The organism is Mycobacterium sp. 050272 (genome assembly GCF_039023525.1).
Classification (GTDB): domain Bacteria; phylum Actinomycetota; class Actinomycetes; order Mycobacteriales; family Mycobacteriaceae; genus Mycobacterium.
Genome location: NZ_JBCHKV010000006.1, coordinates 12,514 through 29,235, shown reverse-complemented (window position 1 = coordinate 29,235; position 16,722 = coordinate 12,514). Strand labels below are relative to the sequence as shown.

Here is a 16,722-nt window from a genome sequence, read left to right as displayed (position 1 = left end):
GAACGGATCAACGGCGAGCGGGGCGGGCGGCCAGCGGCGTGACCGCGGCCGTGAGATCGCCGCTGAAACCGCCAACATAGGCCACCTTGGCCGGGTCCATTGCCAGATCCTGAACGAGGCTGGGATCGGTGACAACAGCAACACCGACTCCGATGTTGGGCTGGTCCACCGTCATCGGCGGGCTGTCAGCCGGGAACGCGACGATCAGCTCGCGAGCGAGATAGACCAGCCGGCCGCCGTCCCGGCGCAACCAGCCCTGCGGCACCTGCGTCGGGTCGACGTCCTCAGGCAAGCTCATCCGCCACGGCACCTCCAGGCTCGCGTACCAGTAGCGGAACTCCCCGGTGTTATCCATAGCGATCGCCAACCGTGCCAACGCGGGCAGTTGGTCGGCCAACTCCGGAGGGCCGGAATGCATGGTGTGCAGCGCAAGCATGGGCACATCAAGGAACGTAGCAAGATTCCCCGCAGTCTTCACCGGGGCTGCCAGCAGCAGCTCACCGGCCCGGCAGGGGCTGGTCCTCTGGAAGACGACCACGCGGCCTTCTACGTTCAAATCATGATCACGCTCATCGCCGCCGGGCACTACCACCAGCACAGTCTGCTCGACACGTTCGCCCACTCAGCGATGTGGCGATTCGGGTCCATCGTCGTCTCCGATGCCGCGCGGTCTGCGCCATTCCTTATCCCGATCGGACTCGGCCTGCTCGCAGTGGCGTTGGTCAGAGGCCTGCGTCGGCATCGGCGCGGTTAGAACCCAAGGAGAACATCATGTCCGCACACCAGGCGGCAGTGATCGTCGACTACCAGAACGTGCACCTACGAGGTCATGAGCGATTCTGTGGTGAACGCCCGCTGCACGAGTGCCTGATTTCCCCGGGAGCGTTCGCACGACGACTGCTCGACGTGCGCGCAGCCGCCGGGCGCGGCAGGGCAGAACTCGCTGAGGTGCAGGTGTTCCGCGGGCTGCCGGAGCCTGAATACGACCTCGCCGGCTACCAGCGCAACCTCGCCCAACAACGCGAATGGGAGACCGACCCCCTTGTCACGGTGACTCACCGCCCGCTGCGTTATCGCGTGGTGCAGCAGCGCTACAGCACCGGCCCTGGCCCAGCGCTGCAATCGGACGTGGAAGCGCGCGAAAAAGGCATCGACGTTCTCTGCGCGCTCGCGGTTATCTCCGCCGCTGACAGTGATGCGATCGATCTGGTCATCATCGCCAGCCATGACAGCGACCTCGATCCAGCCGTGGCGGCCGTCCAGCGTGCACACCGCGCAGAAATAGAGGCATTCCAATGGGTCGGCGGCAGGGCACCGGACCATGGTCGCCTGCACGGCGACGGGCGCCTGTGGTGCACACGACTCGGTGAACGCGATTTCGCAGCGTGCGGTGATAACCGCGATTACAGTGCGCCACAACAGATTCGGCGGGCAGGCTGACACCGCGCCTGAATGTGGGCTTCATGGCCGCCGCGGTGCGCGGCGGTAATAGTCGGCGATGTCGCGGCCGTCCCGGGTGTGGGGGCGGACCCAGACCTCGCCGGGCCGATGCGGGGCGTGATCGGGTGGTCGCCACGCCGATGCGCCGTGGTCCCAGATATGTTCTGCCACAATGCTGCCGGAGAGAACGGGCTGTAACCAGGCGTTGACGACATCGGCGGCGGTGGCGGCGTCGCGAAGGGGTACTGGCAAGCTGGTCGAGGCTGCGGTGCGGGCGTAACCGGCGTCCCAGCCTGGGGGAATCTCGATACGGTCCGGCGGGGGCTGGTCACGCGTTGCGGCGCGGGCCGCAAGCGCAGAGCGCAGCGCGGCGGCGCTGACATCGACGGACTGTGCGTAGAGGGCCAGATCGACGAGATCTCGGTAGCGGTTGGCGGAGCGGTTCTTGTCGTCGCGGTACATCACGCCCACGACCTTGTCGGCGATCTGGCTGGCCAGGGGGAACAACGGGACTGACGGCAGGGGAGGCAGTCCTCGCATGCCGGGTACCGCGGGCTGCATCTGCTGGTGTTCGATATCGCTGACGAGAATGGTGTCGGCGGCGACGTCGAGGCCGAAGGTGGCGGCGCGATCGGTTGAAATGGTGGCGGTGATCCGGAGCTTCGTGCCGCGCACCGCGCCGGTGAACGGCTTTCCCGTGTCGACGGTGTAGATGAAGGGGTCGGCGTCGTGGGCGCCGGTGGCGGTCGACAATGCTTGCTGGACGGCCTGGGGTTCGCCGAGGTCGGGAGTGAGTGTGGTCAGGTCGAGATCGCGGGTAGCGCGGGCTCCGGGCATCCTGATGAGCATTCCGGTGCCGCCGGCAACAACCCACGGGATGCTGTCGGTGTCGGTGAACAGTCGGGCGATGAATCTCTGGATTACGAACTGTCGGATGAGTTCCTGCGACGAGTGTGTGTGGTCGGTGCGCGACTCCTGGGTGGCGCGGGTCCGCAGTGCGACCCAGAAGGCGCGTTCGGAGCGGTAGTCGGCCGACCAGCTCATCGTCGGCCGGCGAACAGCAGTTCGTTGGCTTCGGCGAGGGACTCGGGCGCGCCGACGACGGACAGTGCGTGCAGGATGGTGTCTCGGCCGTTGTTGTCCGTGAGCGGGTCGAGGGCGGCGGTGATGGCGGCCATGTCGGCAGCAGCGCTGAGCAGTGCGTCGGTGAGGATGTCGCCGAGGTGGCCGGCGTCGATGCCGTCGCTGTAGAGGTCGGCGACGGTTTGGGCGATGGTGGTCACGGGCAGGCCGGCCACAATCTGGAACGACGTGTGTTCGGTGACGCGGAAGCGGACGAGGGGGTTGTTGCTGCGTCGTGGGGCAACCACGGTGAAGTCCAGGTAGTCGGGGTGCAGGCTGCCCAGGCCGTGGACGTAATGTGCTGCGGCCAGATGGGAGACGATGGCGTCGGTGCCGCCGGTGTGCAGCCGACGAATTCGCTCGCCGGCGAACGACTCCGGATCCAACGCCAGCCACAGTGCCCTGAGGGTGTCGAGGGTGATGTCCTCGGGTGCGCCGGCGAAGCGGTAGACGCCGCGAGTATCGGCGTGATGGATGCGTCCGGCCGCTGTCAGCTGGGTGAGCCGTTTGCGGGTGAGGCCCAGACGAGTCGCCTGGGCGGCAGTGAACATGCCCCACTGGCCGGCCGCTTCGATCGCGAGGTCGGCTTCGCAGGCAGCACTACTCCCCATGACTCCCGATGATACCCACACAGGGGATTAAACGGAATGCTCAATAATAGTCGGCGGGTCCGACAGGTCGGCGTGGGCGTGGAAAATCTGCGAGGGATTGCCCGCACCCGTCCGGGGGATGTTCGGGCAGCTCGTCGTCGCTATCGAGGCCCGTTGGCGCGCGGGTCTGGCACCCAGGTGCCGGGCACCAGCTCGGTGTAACCGGATGGTCCCAGCTGCCCGGCGGGCACCTGGACGATCTTGCGCAGATCGATCGGCGACTGCGGTGGACCCGGATCAGGGGTGACGACCAAAGAGCTCGGGCTGGGAATCCAGGTGCCGGAGCCCGGCACGAGCTCGTCATAGCCGTAGGGGCCCAGCTGTCCGGGCGCCAGATGGACGACGCGACTGAGGTCGATCGGGCTCTTGCTTGGCGCCCGGTCCACCCCGACGGGGAAGTTGCGGGGATTGGGCACCCACACTCCGGAGTTCGGTGCCAGCTCCATGTAGCCGTGGGGGCCTAGGGCGCCGGGTTCGAGAGTCACGATGTCGTCAGTGCCCAGCCAGTACTTGCGCGGATCGTCGGTCTGTGGGCGTTGTGGCAGGTCGGTGAAATCCACTGCTTGGATGGTGGGGTCGGTGGAGTCGCCGCCGAGTTCGGTGGTGTGGGTCTGGAGTTGTTGTGCGGCGCTTTGGTACTGGCTGGCGGTGTCTTCGACGATTTGAGTGGCTTCGGTGATGCGTTGCTGGCCTGCTTGCAGTAGGGCGGCTTGGCCCTGGGCGGTGGTCGGGGTGAAGGTGCTTTTGTCTTGTTGCCAGGCGGTCTCGACTGCGGTGAGGTTGTCGCGCGCGTTTTGTCCGATGGTGTTGGCGGCGGCGATGGTGGTGGTGGCGTTGTGATGGGTGCTGCGTAGTTGGTCGCGCTGGCCGTCGAGGGTGGTGCTGGTGGTGGCGGCCTGGGTGCTGGCGTCACCGTCCCAGCTGGTCGGGTGTTGGCCGGCGAGGTTGGGTTCACCGAGGGCGGCGGGTTCGGGGTCCGGCGGGGTGGAGCCGCCCAGCAGTTGGCGCGCTTGCTGCAAGAGGGCGTCAACGGGGTCCATGTCTCAAAGTATCGCCCATGCTGGTTGCTTTGAGAGCAGCAGAGGGAATCGGGAGGGTGACCAACCGCCCGGCGCAGGTCTACGCCGGCGTGCCGGGCGGCCGTGTACGGACGCGTTCGAAGGCCTGCTGGTAGGTCTGAGGGCTCAGTTTGAGGGCGGCGGCGATGGCCTGGACGTTGGCATCGGACAGGGTGACTTCGCCGCGCTCGATGGCGCCGATGGTGGTGGTGCTCAGGCCGGTCGCGTTGGCGAGCTGGGGTTGTGTTAGCCCGCGTAAGACGCGCAGATCGCCGGGATATCGCTGGTTGGCGGGGATGTTGACGAACGTGTCGAGGGGGGCGTTGAGAGCCTTGGCGGCGCGGACGAGGACGTCGATCTGTGGGGTGACTCGGCCGGTCTCCCAGTTGTCGATGGTGGCGCGGCCGGTTCGAGCGAGGCGGGCCAGGTCTTTGCGGCTCATGCCGGCGGCTTCGCGGGCCTGGGAGAATGCGGAGGGGTCGAATCCGCGCAGGACGCGGCGGCTCACGGGGCGGCCTTGGGGGAGGTTATTGATGTGTGCTCACAGGGGGTGGCCGTCATAGATTGGCAGTGTGACCGATGGCGCCCCATACAGGCACATGTTAGCGTAGTACATTATCGGTATAGATTAGCAAGCAAAGAGGGGAGTGGACTCATGTCCGGTGTCGCGACGGCCGTTGCTGAGCAATCCGTAGTGAGCGGTGGCAGGCCTGTTGAAAACCCCTATAGGCTGAAAGATCATTACCGCATGAGTTCAGAGCGCATTTCCGTTGATCCCGCATCGCTTCGCACCGCCGCCGACGGCAACGCCGCAGCGGCGTCGCAACTCGATGACTACAGCCGCGCATGCAAACAGTGGATCGCCGACGTCGAGCAGGAATTCCTGCGCTGCCACGGGCCGGTCGCTGCGCCGGTGGGCACCGCGATGCGGGCGTTCTTCGACGGCGTCGGCGAGCAGGCAACCGGTGCCAGCGGTGAACACTCCGCAATGGGGGACAACCTCGCCAGCGCAGCCGGCCGGTACGAGGATGCCGACCATGCAGGGGCGACTGCGGTGAACGCCGCGGCAGGTGGTGCGCTGTAAGTGGCTGGTGTACGCGTCGACCCTGCCGAAGTTGGACCGCGGCTTGCCGCGGCCCTGTCGGCAGCGGCCGCGGCACTGAGCGCTCCGGCGGCCATCCCGCCGCCGCTACCGCCGGGCTCTGACCCGGTGTCCGTCGCGGCGACCAACCGGGTTGCCGTCAACGCCGCCAAGCTCAGCTCTCAGCTGGCGGCCGGCATCCCTCGGTTGTCCGAGGGCGGCCAAGCGGTGACCGCAGCCTTGACCGGTTACGTCGTCACCGACGCCGAGGGCGCCGCGAATGTGGGCGGTCAAGGAACTCCGGCAGCAGCGGCTGCCGTGACCCCGTCCGACATCCCCGCTCCGCCGGCGGTGACGGTCCCGGACCTGCCTTTCGACATGCCGGCAGCTCTGGCCACTGTCCCGGCTGAACCTGACATGGTCGACCTGGCTTTGCGGTCCGGCGCCGGTGAGAGCGGCCTCGAACCGCACGCCACGGGCTGGGACACCGCCGCGACCAATCTCAGCCAGGCAGCACAGTCGTTGCAGCAGCTCGCCGGAGGGCTTCCCGCGTCGTGGCAAGGCCAGGATGCCGAGGCATTGTCGGTAAAGCTGCAGGATTTCGGGCGCTGGATGGAGAATTCGGCGACGGCTGCTGGTGCACAAGCTAATTCAGCACGTCAGGTCGCTAGTCACTGGAGCACGGCTGTCGCCGACCATCCCCGCGCCGAGGACTACGAGCAGACACGCCAGCTGTTCCTGGCGGCAGCGGCCAGGGCCAATGCGGGGGATCCTCGCGGCGCGTCGGAAGCCGCTCAGCATGAGGGTGAGATGACCCAGATGAAGGAGGTGTCGGCAAAGACGATGACCACCTTCGGGCAAGGTGCTGGGGGGACCAACGAGGAAGTGAACCACCCGGGGGATTCTCCGCGCATCGGTGGTGACGGTGATCCTCACCTGCCGCACCAGGGCGCCAAAGAACTTGGGACAGTTGATGACCCGCTGGCTCAGGCTGCAGATCCGACGGGGCAGGGCGATCCAGCTAACCAGACCGGGCAGCTGGCCGGTCAGATGATGCAGACGTTGATGTCGATTCCCACGCAAGTGGCCAGTGCGATCGGTCAGTCCCTCGGCCAGGTCGGTCAGCAAATCCAGCAAGCCGGACAGCAGGCGACGCAGGCTGCCAGCCAGGCCGCGAGCCAGCTTGGCAACGCAATGGGTGGTTCACCGTCAAGCGGTGCCGGTGGTGGATCACCGCGAAATCCTTTGAGCAAGCTCGGTTCTGGAGGCGACCCACTTGGTGGTCTCGGCGGTGGAGGTGGCGCTGGCGGCGGCCGCACCATGCCCGCTGGTCTACCGGAGCAGGCCGCGCCGCCGGCTCCCGCGCCGCCGCCCGCTAGCACCACCGCGGTGCCGACCACCGCGGTTCCGCGCGGTGGCGGCACGCCAATGGGTGGCGGAATGATGCCGATGGGCATGATGCCCCACGGCAACAAGGGAGCCGACGGCAAAGAGATCGACCGAAACCCCGAGTGGTTCCCCGACGAACCCTTGGTCAAAGACAGCGTCGAAGTGAGCGAACCGATCGCGGGCCAGCGCAAGCGCTCCCGGCCGACAGAAACGTAGGGGGACGACGGGTGGCATATCATCCTGCGGTAGAGGAATGGCTGGCCAAGAGCCAGCGCCTGGGCGACGCGATCGGTGCGGTCCAAGACGCGGCATTCAACAATCTGCGGGTGCGGCGGGCAGCACCGGACGATCCGGATGTCATGCCTGAAGTCGATGGATGGGGCACGGTCACCGACGTCTATCTCGGCGAAGGCGTCACCCAGCGGTACAGCGCGTCGCAGCTGGGCGACGTCATCATGGCTGGCCTCCGCGAATGCTATGCGGTGCTCAACGACCGCCGCAGAGAGGCCGCCCGCGAGGCAGCACCCGAACTGGACACGGAGTTGTGGTTCGGCTCGGCCGACACCCCCACAGCTGCTGCTGACGGCTCCGACGATCACAACGGTTCGGCCGAGAGGTCGCACGCATGACCGCTGCGGTCATCACACCGGCGGAGCTGGTCAGTGAATGCCTCACCGGTGCCGCACGCCGGCTCCTGGGAGGGGTGCACTCATTGACCTCCTCACGAGTGATCGTCGTGCGCATCGACCCGAACTGGATCCGCGTGAAATTTTCCGCCGAACCAGGGCGGCTGCCAGTCCCCTGGGAGCCGGACGACGAGCCGGGCTGGCTGCGCGCGCCGCGAGGCAGCGAGCCCGGACTGCGTGATTCCTCCGCAGATCCGGTTCTGGTCGTGGTCGGTGTCGGAGAACACGAGGTCATCGCCGTCAACGCATTGGCCATCGACGAGATCGGTGTGCTGTGCCACGGTCGCGCTGAGTTGATCGACAGTTGGCTACTGCAGGCGCAAATTCAAGGCGCCGAAGGGGACGAGAAGACACTGGCGGGCGTGCGGCTCAGCGAGAGCCCGGACGCGACGGTCGTCATCGCTGATCCGCTCATCGACGGAGCACAGCCAGGCTGGGTCGACGTACTCGCCGCCGGAACTTCCTGGCCCGTGCGTCCGCTGCGGATACCTGCAGAGTCGGCAATGACGTCCCCTGGCACTTCTGAACAACTTGACGCCGCCGAGCAGGCGGACCACGCCGACAATCTTGGGCAGGGGCCAGCAGGCGTACCGATGACGCCGGCGGTCGGGGCCACCGACGACGGAGAACCGACCGCAACCACTGACTTTGATTCAACGCCAACCGAACCCAGACAAGACCCGACTGCTCAGACCGCCGAACCGGCAGCAGAGGACTCCACCGGCACGGCCGATGATGCTCCCAACGGTGGACTGATGACGGTGTTCGGCCGTTTCGAGGTCACTGACTCCGACGGGGTAGCGCTGCAACCTATGCAGCAGCAGATCATCGGGGCGATCGCGCTGCTTCAGCCGATCACCACAACGCACCTATGTGAACTGCTCTACGGGCCGGAACGCCAGAAACAGAAGAGCTTTCACGTGGCAATGAGCAAAATCCGGCGCCGCGGGCTGCAACCCATGGCAACAGAAGACGGTTACCGCATCGACCTCGACAGCGACTGGGCGCGCTTCGTCGCTCTGGTGGGATCCGATCCAGTGACCTCACCCACCGAAAATCTCGCGCGCGCCGCCGAACTCGTCACCGGGCCACTGTTCGGCGCCGAACCGCCACCATGGGTCGTCACTGAGGCGCTGCCAACGATGACACCCCTGGTCGCGAACGTGTGCCGCGAGCTTGCCGCCCGGCACGTCGAGCAACCCGACAGAGCCCTGGCCTATGCGCGCCGCGGCCTCACTGTCGCACCCGGGCACCAAGAACTCGGCGAGATTGTGTCGATGCTCGCTAACGGTACGTGGCATCAGGATTCAGACAGGGACGTGAGCGCGTGACAACCGAGAAGGCCATACCCGACATCGAAGACTTCTATCCGCAGGAATTCTCTGTCTACAACCCGTCAGGATCGGTTGGAGTGAGCTGCAACGGACGGGGCCAGGTCAGCGCACTGATGCTCGACGATGACGCCTTGGACCTCGGTGATGTCGACCTGGGTCGGGAGATCGTTGCCCTGGGACAGCTTGCCCGCGCGAAATACCGTATGGAACTGCGACTGTGGTCGCTGGCGACGGTGGCCGCTGAGGGGCGCGATCCCGACCGGATGGACCGTTTCTACCGCCGCGTGCAGAAACTGCCGACGCCCGAGGAGTACCGGGAGATGGAAGCCGCCGAATTCACCAGGAGGTACGCCATATGAGTGCGGCAACAGAGAACTTCGAAGCCGGTGTGGCTGCTCTGGGGCTCCTGGACGGCGGTCACGCTGACCACCAACAGGCGATGCGGTACTTCACCGCTGCCTCCGATCTCGACCCGGCGATGTGCGACGCTTGGCTGGGCCGAATGCTGTGCGGCGACAACGCGTCCGGCACGATGTACCGCGCGTGGCGCGCTCGCCAGCAGATGCACGCGCAAGTCAGCCGGATGGGAATCACGGCGGCACAGCTGTGGCCGCGATTCGACATCGGCATGGGCATCGTCGCGCTGGAGCAGCCGATCTATGACCAGTCGGCGCTCGCCGCGGCGCTGGCGAGCTCCTTGGCCACGGGCAACCCTCCCGACTATGCCGAGGCGATCGACGCCTTGGCGGAGGCCACACCGACCTCAGTGACGGCGTGGGTGAAAGCCGCAATCTATTACCGGGCTCAACGGTGGCCGGACGTGATCGATACGCTGAGCGAGCACCTTGCATTGTTCGACAGAGACGCGGTGCTCAAGGTCGCAGTTGAACTAGCGCTCGGTATTGCCCACGCATATCTCGGTCAGTTCGATAAGGCCGCCGGCTATCTGAGGACCGTTTCCGAGCAGACGACGTTGTCCGAGGCGGTGCCAGTGGCGCAGTGGTTTTCGGCGCTGATCGCGCGGGAGCGCGGAGACGAAGACAGCGCCAAAGACCTCATGCGAAAGGTCAACGCCGCCGCGCCGTCGCCGGAGGTGAGCGCTGCCCTCGACGACAAGGGCATCCGTCTTCAGCTCACCACCGTCGAGGCGATCGCAGAACGTACTGATCCCTGGGATCCGGCCACCGGTCCCAGTTCCGCCGATCTCGCCGAGGCGCGCGCAGCCACCGAACGCGCCGAGAAGCTCGCTGAGGCGACCGCCGAGCTCGACGCCCAAGTGGGCATGTACGACCTGAAAGAACAAGTCCGCACCTTCCGGTCGCGGATCCGGATGGCCGAGAAGCGACGCAAACTTGGTCTCAAGACCCCGGCTGCGGCCAACCACATGATCTTCATCGGACCGCCCGGCACTGGTAAAACCACAGTGGCCAACGTCATCGCGAAGACCTTGTGCGGTCTCGGAATCGTCAAGACCAGCAAGGTTGTCACGGTGTCGGCTAAGCAGCTCATCGGTCAGCACCTTGGCGATTCGGAAGCCAAGACGGAGGCATACGTTCGTCAGGCGATGGACGGGGTGCTGTTCATCGACGAGTTCTACTCGCTGGTGAGCGCCGAAAATAAGGGCTCCAACGCGGATGCCTTCGGCAAAGCTGTCATCGACACGCTCCTCACCCACATCGAAAACGAGCGGCACCGGCTCGTCGTGATCATCGCCGGCTACGAGAACGAGATCGACCAGGTGTTGGCAACCAACGAGGGCATGGCGACACGATTCGCGCATCGCTTCCGGTTCACCACCTATACCCCAGACGAACTCGTCGAGATCGCGCAAGCGCTGGCCACAGGTCGAGATGACACGCTCGCTGCTGACACGATCGAACTTCTGCGTACGGTCTGTGAGAAGCTCAGCTCGCTGTCGACGACCGCGCAGAATCGCGACCCGGTCGAGCTACTCGATGGTGTGCTCGCTGCGCTGCGTGACAGCGGCGCGGACACGGAGCGCCGTAACGCTCTGATTCGCTACGCCCGTGACCAACTGGCGGCCATGACCACAACGACGCGCAGCGCGATCGATATCGTTGGAAACGGCCGGTTCGTCCGAAAGGCGCTGGAAAACGCCGCCGACGCCCGCGACGTTCGCAACGACGAGGCGCTGTCCGGCGACGACGACGTTGACGAAGAACTGCTCATGACCATCGCGCGTGCTGACATGGTGCGGGCGCTGCAGAAGATCCTCGACGCTGAATCCAGCACCAGCGGAATCGATCTCACCTCCGTGTTGGCCGAGGTGGACTGATGCCCTTCATCCCCACGTCCAAACTTCAAGTCAGCGGATACAAGTTCCTGGTGGCCCGGCTCAACCATGCGCTGACACGGTACGACACAACTATGCGTCACGACCCGGCGCGGTCCACAGCGATGGCGCAGCTCAGCGGATTCGCGCTGGTCGCCTTGATCTGCCTCGCGGCGGTCGCGCTGGCCTACTTCAAACCCCAAGGGCTACGGGATAACTCACGCATCGTTCAGGCGCGCGACTCCTCCCAGCTGTACGTCACCATCGACAACAAGCTCTACCCGGTCCTCAACTTGGTGTCAGCCCAGCTGATCATCGGTAACCCCGACAAGGCCGCGCAGGTCAAACCCCAAGAGGTCCAGGACATGCCGCGAGGACCGCTGGTAGGCATCGCCGGAGCCCCCGAACAGGTGTTTCAGCCATCGCAGACCGACTCGGTGTGGAGCGCCTGCGATGTCATCGACCGGCCCGGCACCGCGCAGCCCGAGACGCACACAGCGGTCATCGCCGGCGACCAGCAACAGATCCTTGAGGTGGATCCATCGGGGGCCCGCATTGTGCAGGGCCCCGACCAGGCCACGTGGCTGCTCAACAACGGCGTACGACGCAAGATCAACATCGACGACACCGCGCTGGTCCTCGGCCTGGGGCTGCAACGATTCCCCAGCATCGACATCATCAGCGAGGATCTGTTCAACGCCATACCGGCGAGCCGTCCCATCACCTCGCCGGTCGTTCCCGACGCAGGTGCCCCGCCGCCATATCCCGTCGCGCCGGGCGCGGTGATCGGCTCGGTCCTTCGCGTCCCGCAAGCAAATTCAGTGAGTTGGTACGTCGTCCTCCCCGATGGGGTCCAGCAGATCCCCGAAGTGATGGCCTCGGTTCTACGGAACACCAATGCATTCGGCGCCAACGTCGCCCCGACGGTAGCGCAGGACGTTGTCGCGCGGCTGCCCGCGGCATCCCCGGGCCTGGACACCTCGATGTTCCCCGAGAAAGCACTGCATTCGGTGGCGAGCCTGACCGATCCGGTGACCTGCTGGCAGTGGAAGAAGAAGGCGGGCGAACAGCAAGCCACCCCGGCTCTGGCGTTCCTGCCCGCGCTTCCCCTCACTGAACAGCAGCGCACCCTGTGGCGCCACGACCTGGTGTCGCGACCCACCGTTTCGATGTATGCGGCACCCGGATCCGGATTCTATGTTCGGACAACAGGTTCGGACCCACGCTCCCCGGCGACGGAAACGCAATGGTGGGTGTCTGATCGCGGCGTCCGCTACGGCTTCATGAACCAGGGAGACACCGGAGGTACCTCGCCGGCGTCGGCGTTGGGCCTGTCCTCGCCGCTGCCGGCGCCCTGGGCGATCCTGTCGATCCTGGCGGCCGGGCCCGGTCTATCCAAAGAAGCAGCACTTGTAGCGCAGGACACGGTGCCACCCTCGCCGCTGGCGGTGGTTCTCAACGGAGGGAAGAGCGGGAATTGAGCACAGAACCATGGATTCCGCCGCGCCGCCGTGTAGAAGTACCGGACGGCAAAGAGGTCAGTGTCGAAACAGAGGTTCCGCCACCCCCGGAGATCAAAGAGGTTGTCCCCCCGAGTAAGTGGCAGAAGCTACTGCCAATTCTCATGGTGGTCGCCATCATTGGCATGATCGGCATCTTCCTGGCCTCTGGAGTCAGGAAGATCACCAGCCCGTACATGTTGATGTTTCCGCTTATGTTCGCCGCGTCAGCTCTGGGCATGATGGGTGGGTACGGCAACAGCGGTGGACCGAAAACCGCTGAGATCAACGCGCTTCGGCGCAAGTACCTGGAGATGCTGTCGAACCTGCGAACGAAGGTCTACAGGCGCGCCGTCGCACAGTATGACTATCTGGCGCACTTTGCCCCTCCGCCTAGCGCCCTGGCGGCGATGGTCGGTGGACCGCGTACCTGGGAACGTTCGCGTCCTGCCAAGGATCCGACCTACTTCTTGTCCGTACGAGCCGGCGTGGCACGTCAGCGGCTCGGCGGCGGCATGAAGATGGTCGATGCGCCGCCCGAAAACGTGACCGAGCCGGTATGCCGGGTGTTCGGTGAGCGGTTCTTTCGCGCTCATCGCGCCGTCGAAGGAATGCCGACCATCATCGACCTCAAAACACACCGCAGCGTGCAGTTCTTCGGGACCGGCGACGTACTTGGCGTTATTCGGTCGATGCTTCTGCAGCTGGCGGTATTTCATCCACCGAATCTGGTGTTGGTGGCAGTCATCACCGAGCATCCCGAGACATGGGACTGGATCAAATGGCTTCCGCACAACCAGAACCCGCACCGGCGCGACGCGATGGGCACCGAGCGGATGGTCTACACCCCCGCCGACGGACCCGCCTCGCTGGAGAAAATCCTCGCCGGCCGAGGCGACTTCTCCGCCGATGAAGCGTTCACGGGTAATAAGCCGTGGCTCATCGTCGTCGCAGACCGGGTCGAGCGGGGTATTGGCGAAGGCATGGAAGCCGTTACCGTGCTGCGTCGCGGTGGTGAGGACGAGGACGGGCTCGAAGTCATGGGAGCCCGCGTGGAGGTCGCCCCGGACGGGCGGGCCCGCAAACGGAAGATGACCGCTGATGATCCGCTGACCAACTGGCTCAGCGCTGTCGACAACGTGGGGGTCGCGCAGGCACGTCAGATTGCGCGGCAGATGGCACGCTGGCGTGCATCGACCGATAAGTCGGCCGTCGTGGGACCGTCCAGTGATGGCAGCAAGGCCGTTCACTCATGGGCCAGCCTGCACGGGGTCAACGACCTGGGCGTGATGGGCAACAGGTTGTGGCGCCGTCACCCCGAAGGCGACCGGGGCCGGATGCGCACGCCGATCGGCTGGGACAAGGCTGGGGCGCCGGTCGAGGTGGACATTAAGGAGGAAGCCGAGCAGGGCATGGGCTCGCACGGCCTGATCCTCGGATACACCGGCTCCGGAAAGTCCACGCTGCTGGTCAACCTGCTTCTGGGGCTGGTCGCTCTTCACACCCCCGAGGAGCTGAACCTGGTCCTCATCGACTACAAGGGTGAGTCCACTTTCGACGGATTCGAGAAGCTCAAGCACACCGTCGAGATCATCTCCAACTTGAGTTCGCAGGACATGATCGATCGCCTCAGTGCCGTGCTGCGCGGTGAGGTGGAACGTCGGCAGAGACTGCGCAGCGAGATGGGGATGGCGACGACCGGCAAGAAGTTCCGGGACGCGCGAACCTACCTCAAGGCTCGCGAGCGGGGCGCGCAGATCCCGCCGTTCCCGACACTGTTGATCGTCACCGACGAGTTCACCGCGCTGCTCAAAGACCACCCGGAGTTCCGCGACGATTACGAGCACCTAGCCCGCCAGGGCCGCGCAGACCGCATCTGCCTAATGTTGGCGACCCAGTCGCTGACCGGCGTGTCGGTAGGACAGCTGTTGTCCAACTGCGGATGGAAGATCGCGATGAAGACGGCCAGCGGGCAGGACTCGCAGGCCGCGATCGAAGATAAGGCGGCCTATTACCTCACCGAACCCGGTGAGGGCTACCTGAAGGTCGGCGGTGCTGAGCCGCGCTACTTCCGCGCCGCCAACCCCACCGAACTGTACTTCCCGCCCGACGAGCTGACTGTGGGGCGTGGGGATCGGAGCGCCGTGGGCGGTATCACCGGTGTCGCGCCATTCACCGTGACCGCCGTGCCCATCCCAGGCCAGGACGACACCGACGATGAGGTCGAGGCGGCGCCGGTAGAACGCACGGCCGAAGAGATGGACAACGCGCCCGAGGTTGGGAGCGTAATTCTCAACCAACTTGCCGGCCACGGCACCGACTGCCTCAAGTTGTGGCTGCCGCCGCTGCTGCAGCCACGGCCGGTGGGCCGTCTGGTCGCCGACAGCGGACTGCACGCCGGCGACAAGGCGGTGCTGACCTTGCCGATCGGGCTGCTCGACGTGCCGTACAAGCACGCCCAGCAGGTGTTCACCGTGGACCTGGCGGAGAACAATTTGGCGATGCTGGGCCGCACCAGATCCGGCAAATCGGTGGCGATGCAGACCCTGGCGATCGCCGCGGCCAAACTCAACAGCCCGCGGCGGCTGCAGATCTACGGTCTGGACTTCAGCTCCGACAGCAAGCTGCTGGCTCTGGAAGGGCTGCCGCACGTCGGTGGTGTTGCGCTGCGCCGCGACAACGACGCGGTATCGCGCGTTCTCGCCGAGGTCACGGAGGTGATCGAGAAGCGATCAGAGCTGTTTCGCAAGCTCCGGATCACGGGTATGGCCAGCTACCGCGACAAGGTCGCGGAAGGAACAGTGCCCGATGACGGCTTCGGCGACGTGCTGTTGCTCGTGGACGGGTTCGATGCGTTCAAGGAAGATCACGACGATCTTGTGCCGGCACTCGCCGAAATCACCAACAGCGGTCTGGCGGTCGGTGTGCACGTCGTGGTCGCCGTGCAAGTGTTCTCGACGCTGGGACGCAGCCTCAACCAAAGCTTCAGCACACGCATCGACTTCAAACTGAACTCGCCCGAATTGTCGGGGGTCAACAACAAGAAGCTCGCCGAGTCGATCCCGGCCGATGTGCCGGGTCGCGCACTCGATCTGGCCAGCCACCTGCACCTGATGATCGGTGCACCCCGGCTGGACGAGGTCCAAGCCGTCGATGACGCCGGGCTGGAGGCGGCGATCGCTGAAATCAGCGCGACGTGGCAGGGCGAGGGCGCCCGGCAGGTGCGGGTTCTTCCCGAGAGGGTCGAGGCGTCGCAGCTGCACGTGCCCGCCGACTGGACGGGCTCGAAGTGGACGGTGCCGATCGGTCTCTACGAAAAGGATCTGTCACCGGTGCTGTTTGACTTCATGTCCGGCCGCCACCTGAACATCTTCGGCGCCCCCAAGTGCGGAAAGACCCATCTGATCGCCGCGATGATGAAGTCGCTGACGTCGCGTTTCACCCCCGATGAGGTCAGGTTCTTCGTCGTGGATCTCAAGGGATCCGAACTTCTCGATGCCATCGACGAGGATTACCTGCTGCGCTGGGATGCCGTCGAAGAGGTTGCCAACCCGCAGTACAAGGCAGGTGAGTATGCGGCGCCGCCGAAGATCCAGAAGACGGTGGCACGGTCAAGCCTGGTGACCAGCCCGACCGACCTTGCGCCGGTGATGATGGGCGTGGCCGGGTCGCTGGAGAACCGGCGCCTCAAAGGCACCGAAACCATTCAGGAGCGGCGGGCACGGTCCTGGTGGAGCGGCCCGGAGATCTTCTTGTTCGTCGACGACTACTCGTCGGTGGCCAACGCCGCGCCCGCGGGGTTCGCGCCGCTGGCCGAGCACTGGGGCAACGCACCCATGATGGGCATCCACTCGGTGGTGGCCTGTCCGATGGTGACCGCCAACCGGATGCTCGGCTCCGGGAACTCGCTGCCCAAGCTCAACAACGAGGCCGGCGGATCGAACCTGATCATGGATGGCATTCGCAGCGAGGGGCCGGTACTGACGGTGCGGCTGGATCGCAAGCCGAAAGGTCGCGGCATCCTGCTGAGTTCAGAGGGGCAGGAGGTGATCCAGACGCCAGTGGTGCCCGAACTGGAGAAGGCTTTGCCGGGCATCGGCTCGTTCTGAGGATGGCGAATGTCGAACTGGAGGGTATAACGGTCCTATTGCAGGTCATTGACCTACGTGT

Annotated in this window: 15 protein-coding genes; 10 read left to right on the top strand and 5 right to left on the bottom strand. The window is 65.4% G+C overall.

Going from position 1 to position 16,722, the window contains the following annotated elements:
- Window positions 1–7 precede the first annotated feature (7 nt).
- Window positions 8–436: a hypothetical protein gene (locus tag AAHS21_RS13930; RefSeq protein ID WP_342928512.1), complete on the bottom strand. Its 429-nt coding sequence runs from the start codon at window positions 434–436 to the stop codon at window positions 8–10.
- A gap of 123 nt (window positions 437–559) precedes the next feature.
- On the opposite strand from AAHS21_RS13930, the gene AAHS21_RS13925 reads away from it, so the two are divergent.
- Together AAHS21_RS13925 and AAHS21_RS13920 are read left to right on the top strand one after the other, a co-directional pair.
- Window positions 560–754, top strand: a complete 195-nt coding sequence (locus AAHS21_RS13925) for a hypothetical protein (RefSeq protein WP_029368047.1) — start codon at window positions 560–562, stop codon at window positions 752–754.
- 38 nt (window positions 755–792) lie between these two features.
- A complete protein-coding gene (locus AAHS21_RS13920) occupies window positions 793–1,440 on the top strand; it encodes an NYN domain-containing protein (RefSeq protein ID WP_342928252.1) in 648 nt (215 codons plus the stop codon).
- A gap of 21 nt (window positions 1,441–1,461) precedes the next feature.
- Here the strand turns inward: AAHS21_RS13920 and AAHS21_RS13915 are convergent, their stop codons facing one another.
- From AAHS21_RS13915 to AAHS21_RS13900, 4 genes are all read right to left on the bottom strand, one after another.
- Window positions 1,462–2,484: a nucleotidyl transferase AbiEii/AbiGii toxin family protein gene (locus AAHS21_RS13915; protein ID WP_342928251.1), complete on the bottom strand. Its 1,023-nt coding sequence runs from the start codon at window positions 2,482–2,484 to the stop codon at window positions 1,462–1,464.
- The gene (locus AAHS21_RS13910) at window positions 2,481–3,173 is read right to left on the bottom strand and encodes a type IV toxin-antitoxin system AbiEi family antitoxin domain-containing protein (protein ID WP_342928250.1); all 693 of its coding nucleotides are present in this window, start codon (window positions 3,171–3,173) and stop codon (window positions 2,481–2,483) included. The genes AAHS21_RS13915 and AAHS21_RS13910 overlap by 4 nt, the downstream gene beginning before the upstream one ends.
- A gap of 140 nt (window positions 3,174–3,313) precedes the next feature.
- Window positions 3,314–4,252, bottom strand: coding sequence for a hypothetical protein (locus tag AAHS21_RS13905; protein WP_342928249.1), 939 nt, complete (start codon window positions 4,250–4,252; stop codon window positions 3,314–3,316).
- A 79-nt stretch (window positions 4,253–4,331) separates the two neighbouring features.
- Window positions 4,332–4,778, bottom strand: a complete 447-nt coding sequence (locus AAHS21_RS13900; protein ID WP_342928248.1) for a helix-turn-helix transcriptional regulator — start codon at window positions 4,776–4,778, stop codon at window positions 4,332–4,334.
- Between the two features lie 240 nt (window positions 4,779–5,018).
- Here AAHS21_RS13900 and AAHS21_RS13895 point away from each other — a divergent pair, with 240 nt between their 5' ends.
- From AAHS21_RS13895 to eccCa, 8 genes are read left to right on the top strand one after another with little or no spacing between them, the layout of a single operon-like run.
- Window positions 5,019–5,354 (top strand): type VII secretion target, encoded by a 336-nt coding sequence (locus tag AAHS21_RS13895; RefSeq protein WP_029368057.1) that lies wholly within the window; start codon window positions 5,019–5,021, stop codon window positions 5,352–5,354.
- A complete protein-coding gene (locus AAHS21_RS13890; protein WP_342928247.1) occupies window positions 5,355–6,956 on the top strand; it encodes a PPE domain-containing protein in 1,602 nt (533 codons plus the stop codon).
- An 11-nt stretch (window positions 6,957–6,967) separates the two neighbouring features.
- The gene (locus AAHS21_RS13885; protein WP_029368060.1) at window positions 6,968–7,369 is read left to right on the top strand and encodes a hypothetical protein; all 402 of its coding nucleotides are present in this window, start codon (window positions 6,968–6,970) and stop codon (window positions 7,367–7,369) included.
- A complete protein-coding gene (locus tag AAHS21_RS13880; RefSeq protein WP_342928246.1) occupies window positions 7,366–8,757 on the top strand; it encodes a hypothetical protein in 1,392 nt (463 codons plus the stop codon). The genes AAHS21_RS13885 and AAHS21_RS13880 overlap by 4 nt, the downstream gene beginning before the upstream one ends.
- Window positions 8,754–9,119, top strand: a complete 366-nt coding sequence (locus AAHS21_RS13875) for a YbaB/EbfC family DNA-binding protein (protein ID WP_342928245.1) — start codon at window positions 8,754–8,756, stop codon at window positions 9,117–9,119. The genes AAHS21_RS13880 and AAHS21_RS13875 overlap by 4 nt, the downstream gene beginning before the upstream one ends.
- Window positions 9,116–11,056: a type VII secretion AAA-ATPase EccA gene (gene eccA, locus AAHS21_RS13870; RefSeq protein WP_342928244.1), complete on the top strand. Its 1,941-nt coding sequence runs from the start codon at window positions 9,116–9,118 to the stop codon at window positions 11,054–11,056. Before AAHS21_RS13875 ends, eccA begins: the two co-directional genes overlap by 4 nt.
- A complete protein-coding gene (gene eccB, locus AAHS21_RS13865) occupies window positions 11,056–12,534 on the top strand; it encodes a type VII secretion protein EccB (RefSeq protein WP_029368064.1) in 1,479 nt (492 codons plus the stop codon). Before eccA ends, eccB begins: the two co-directional genes overlap by 1 nt.
- Window positions 12,531–16,661, top strand: coding sequence for a type VII secretion protein EccCa (gene eccCa, locus AAHS21_RS13860; protein WP_342928243.1), 4,131 nt, complete (start codon window positions 12,531–12,533; stop codon window positions 16,659–16,661). Before eccB ends, eccCa begins: the two co-directional genes overlap by 4 nt.
- Window positions 16,662–16,722 lie beyond the last annotated feature (61 nt).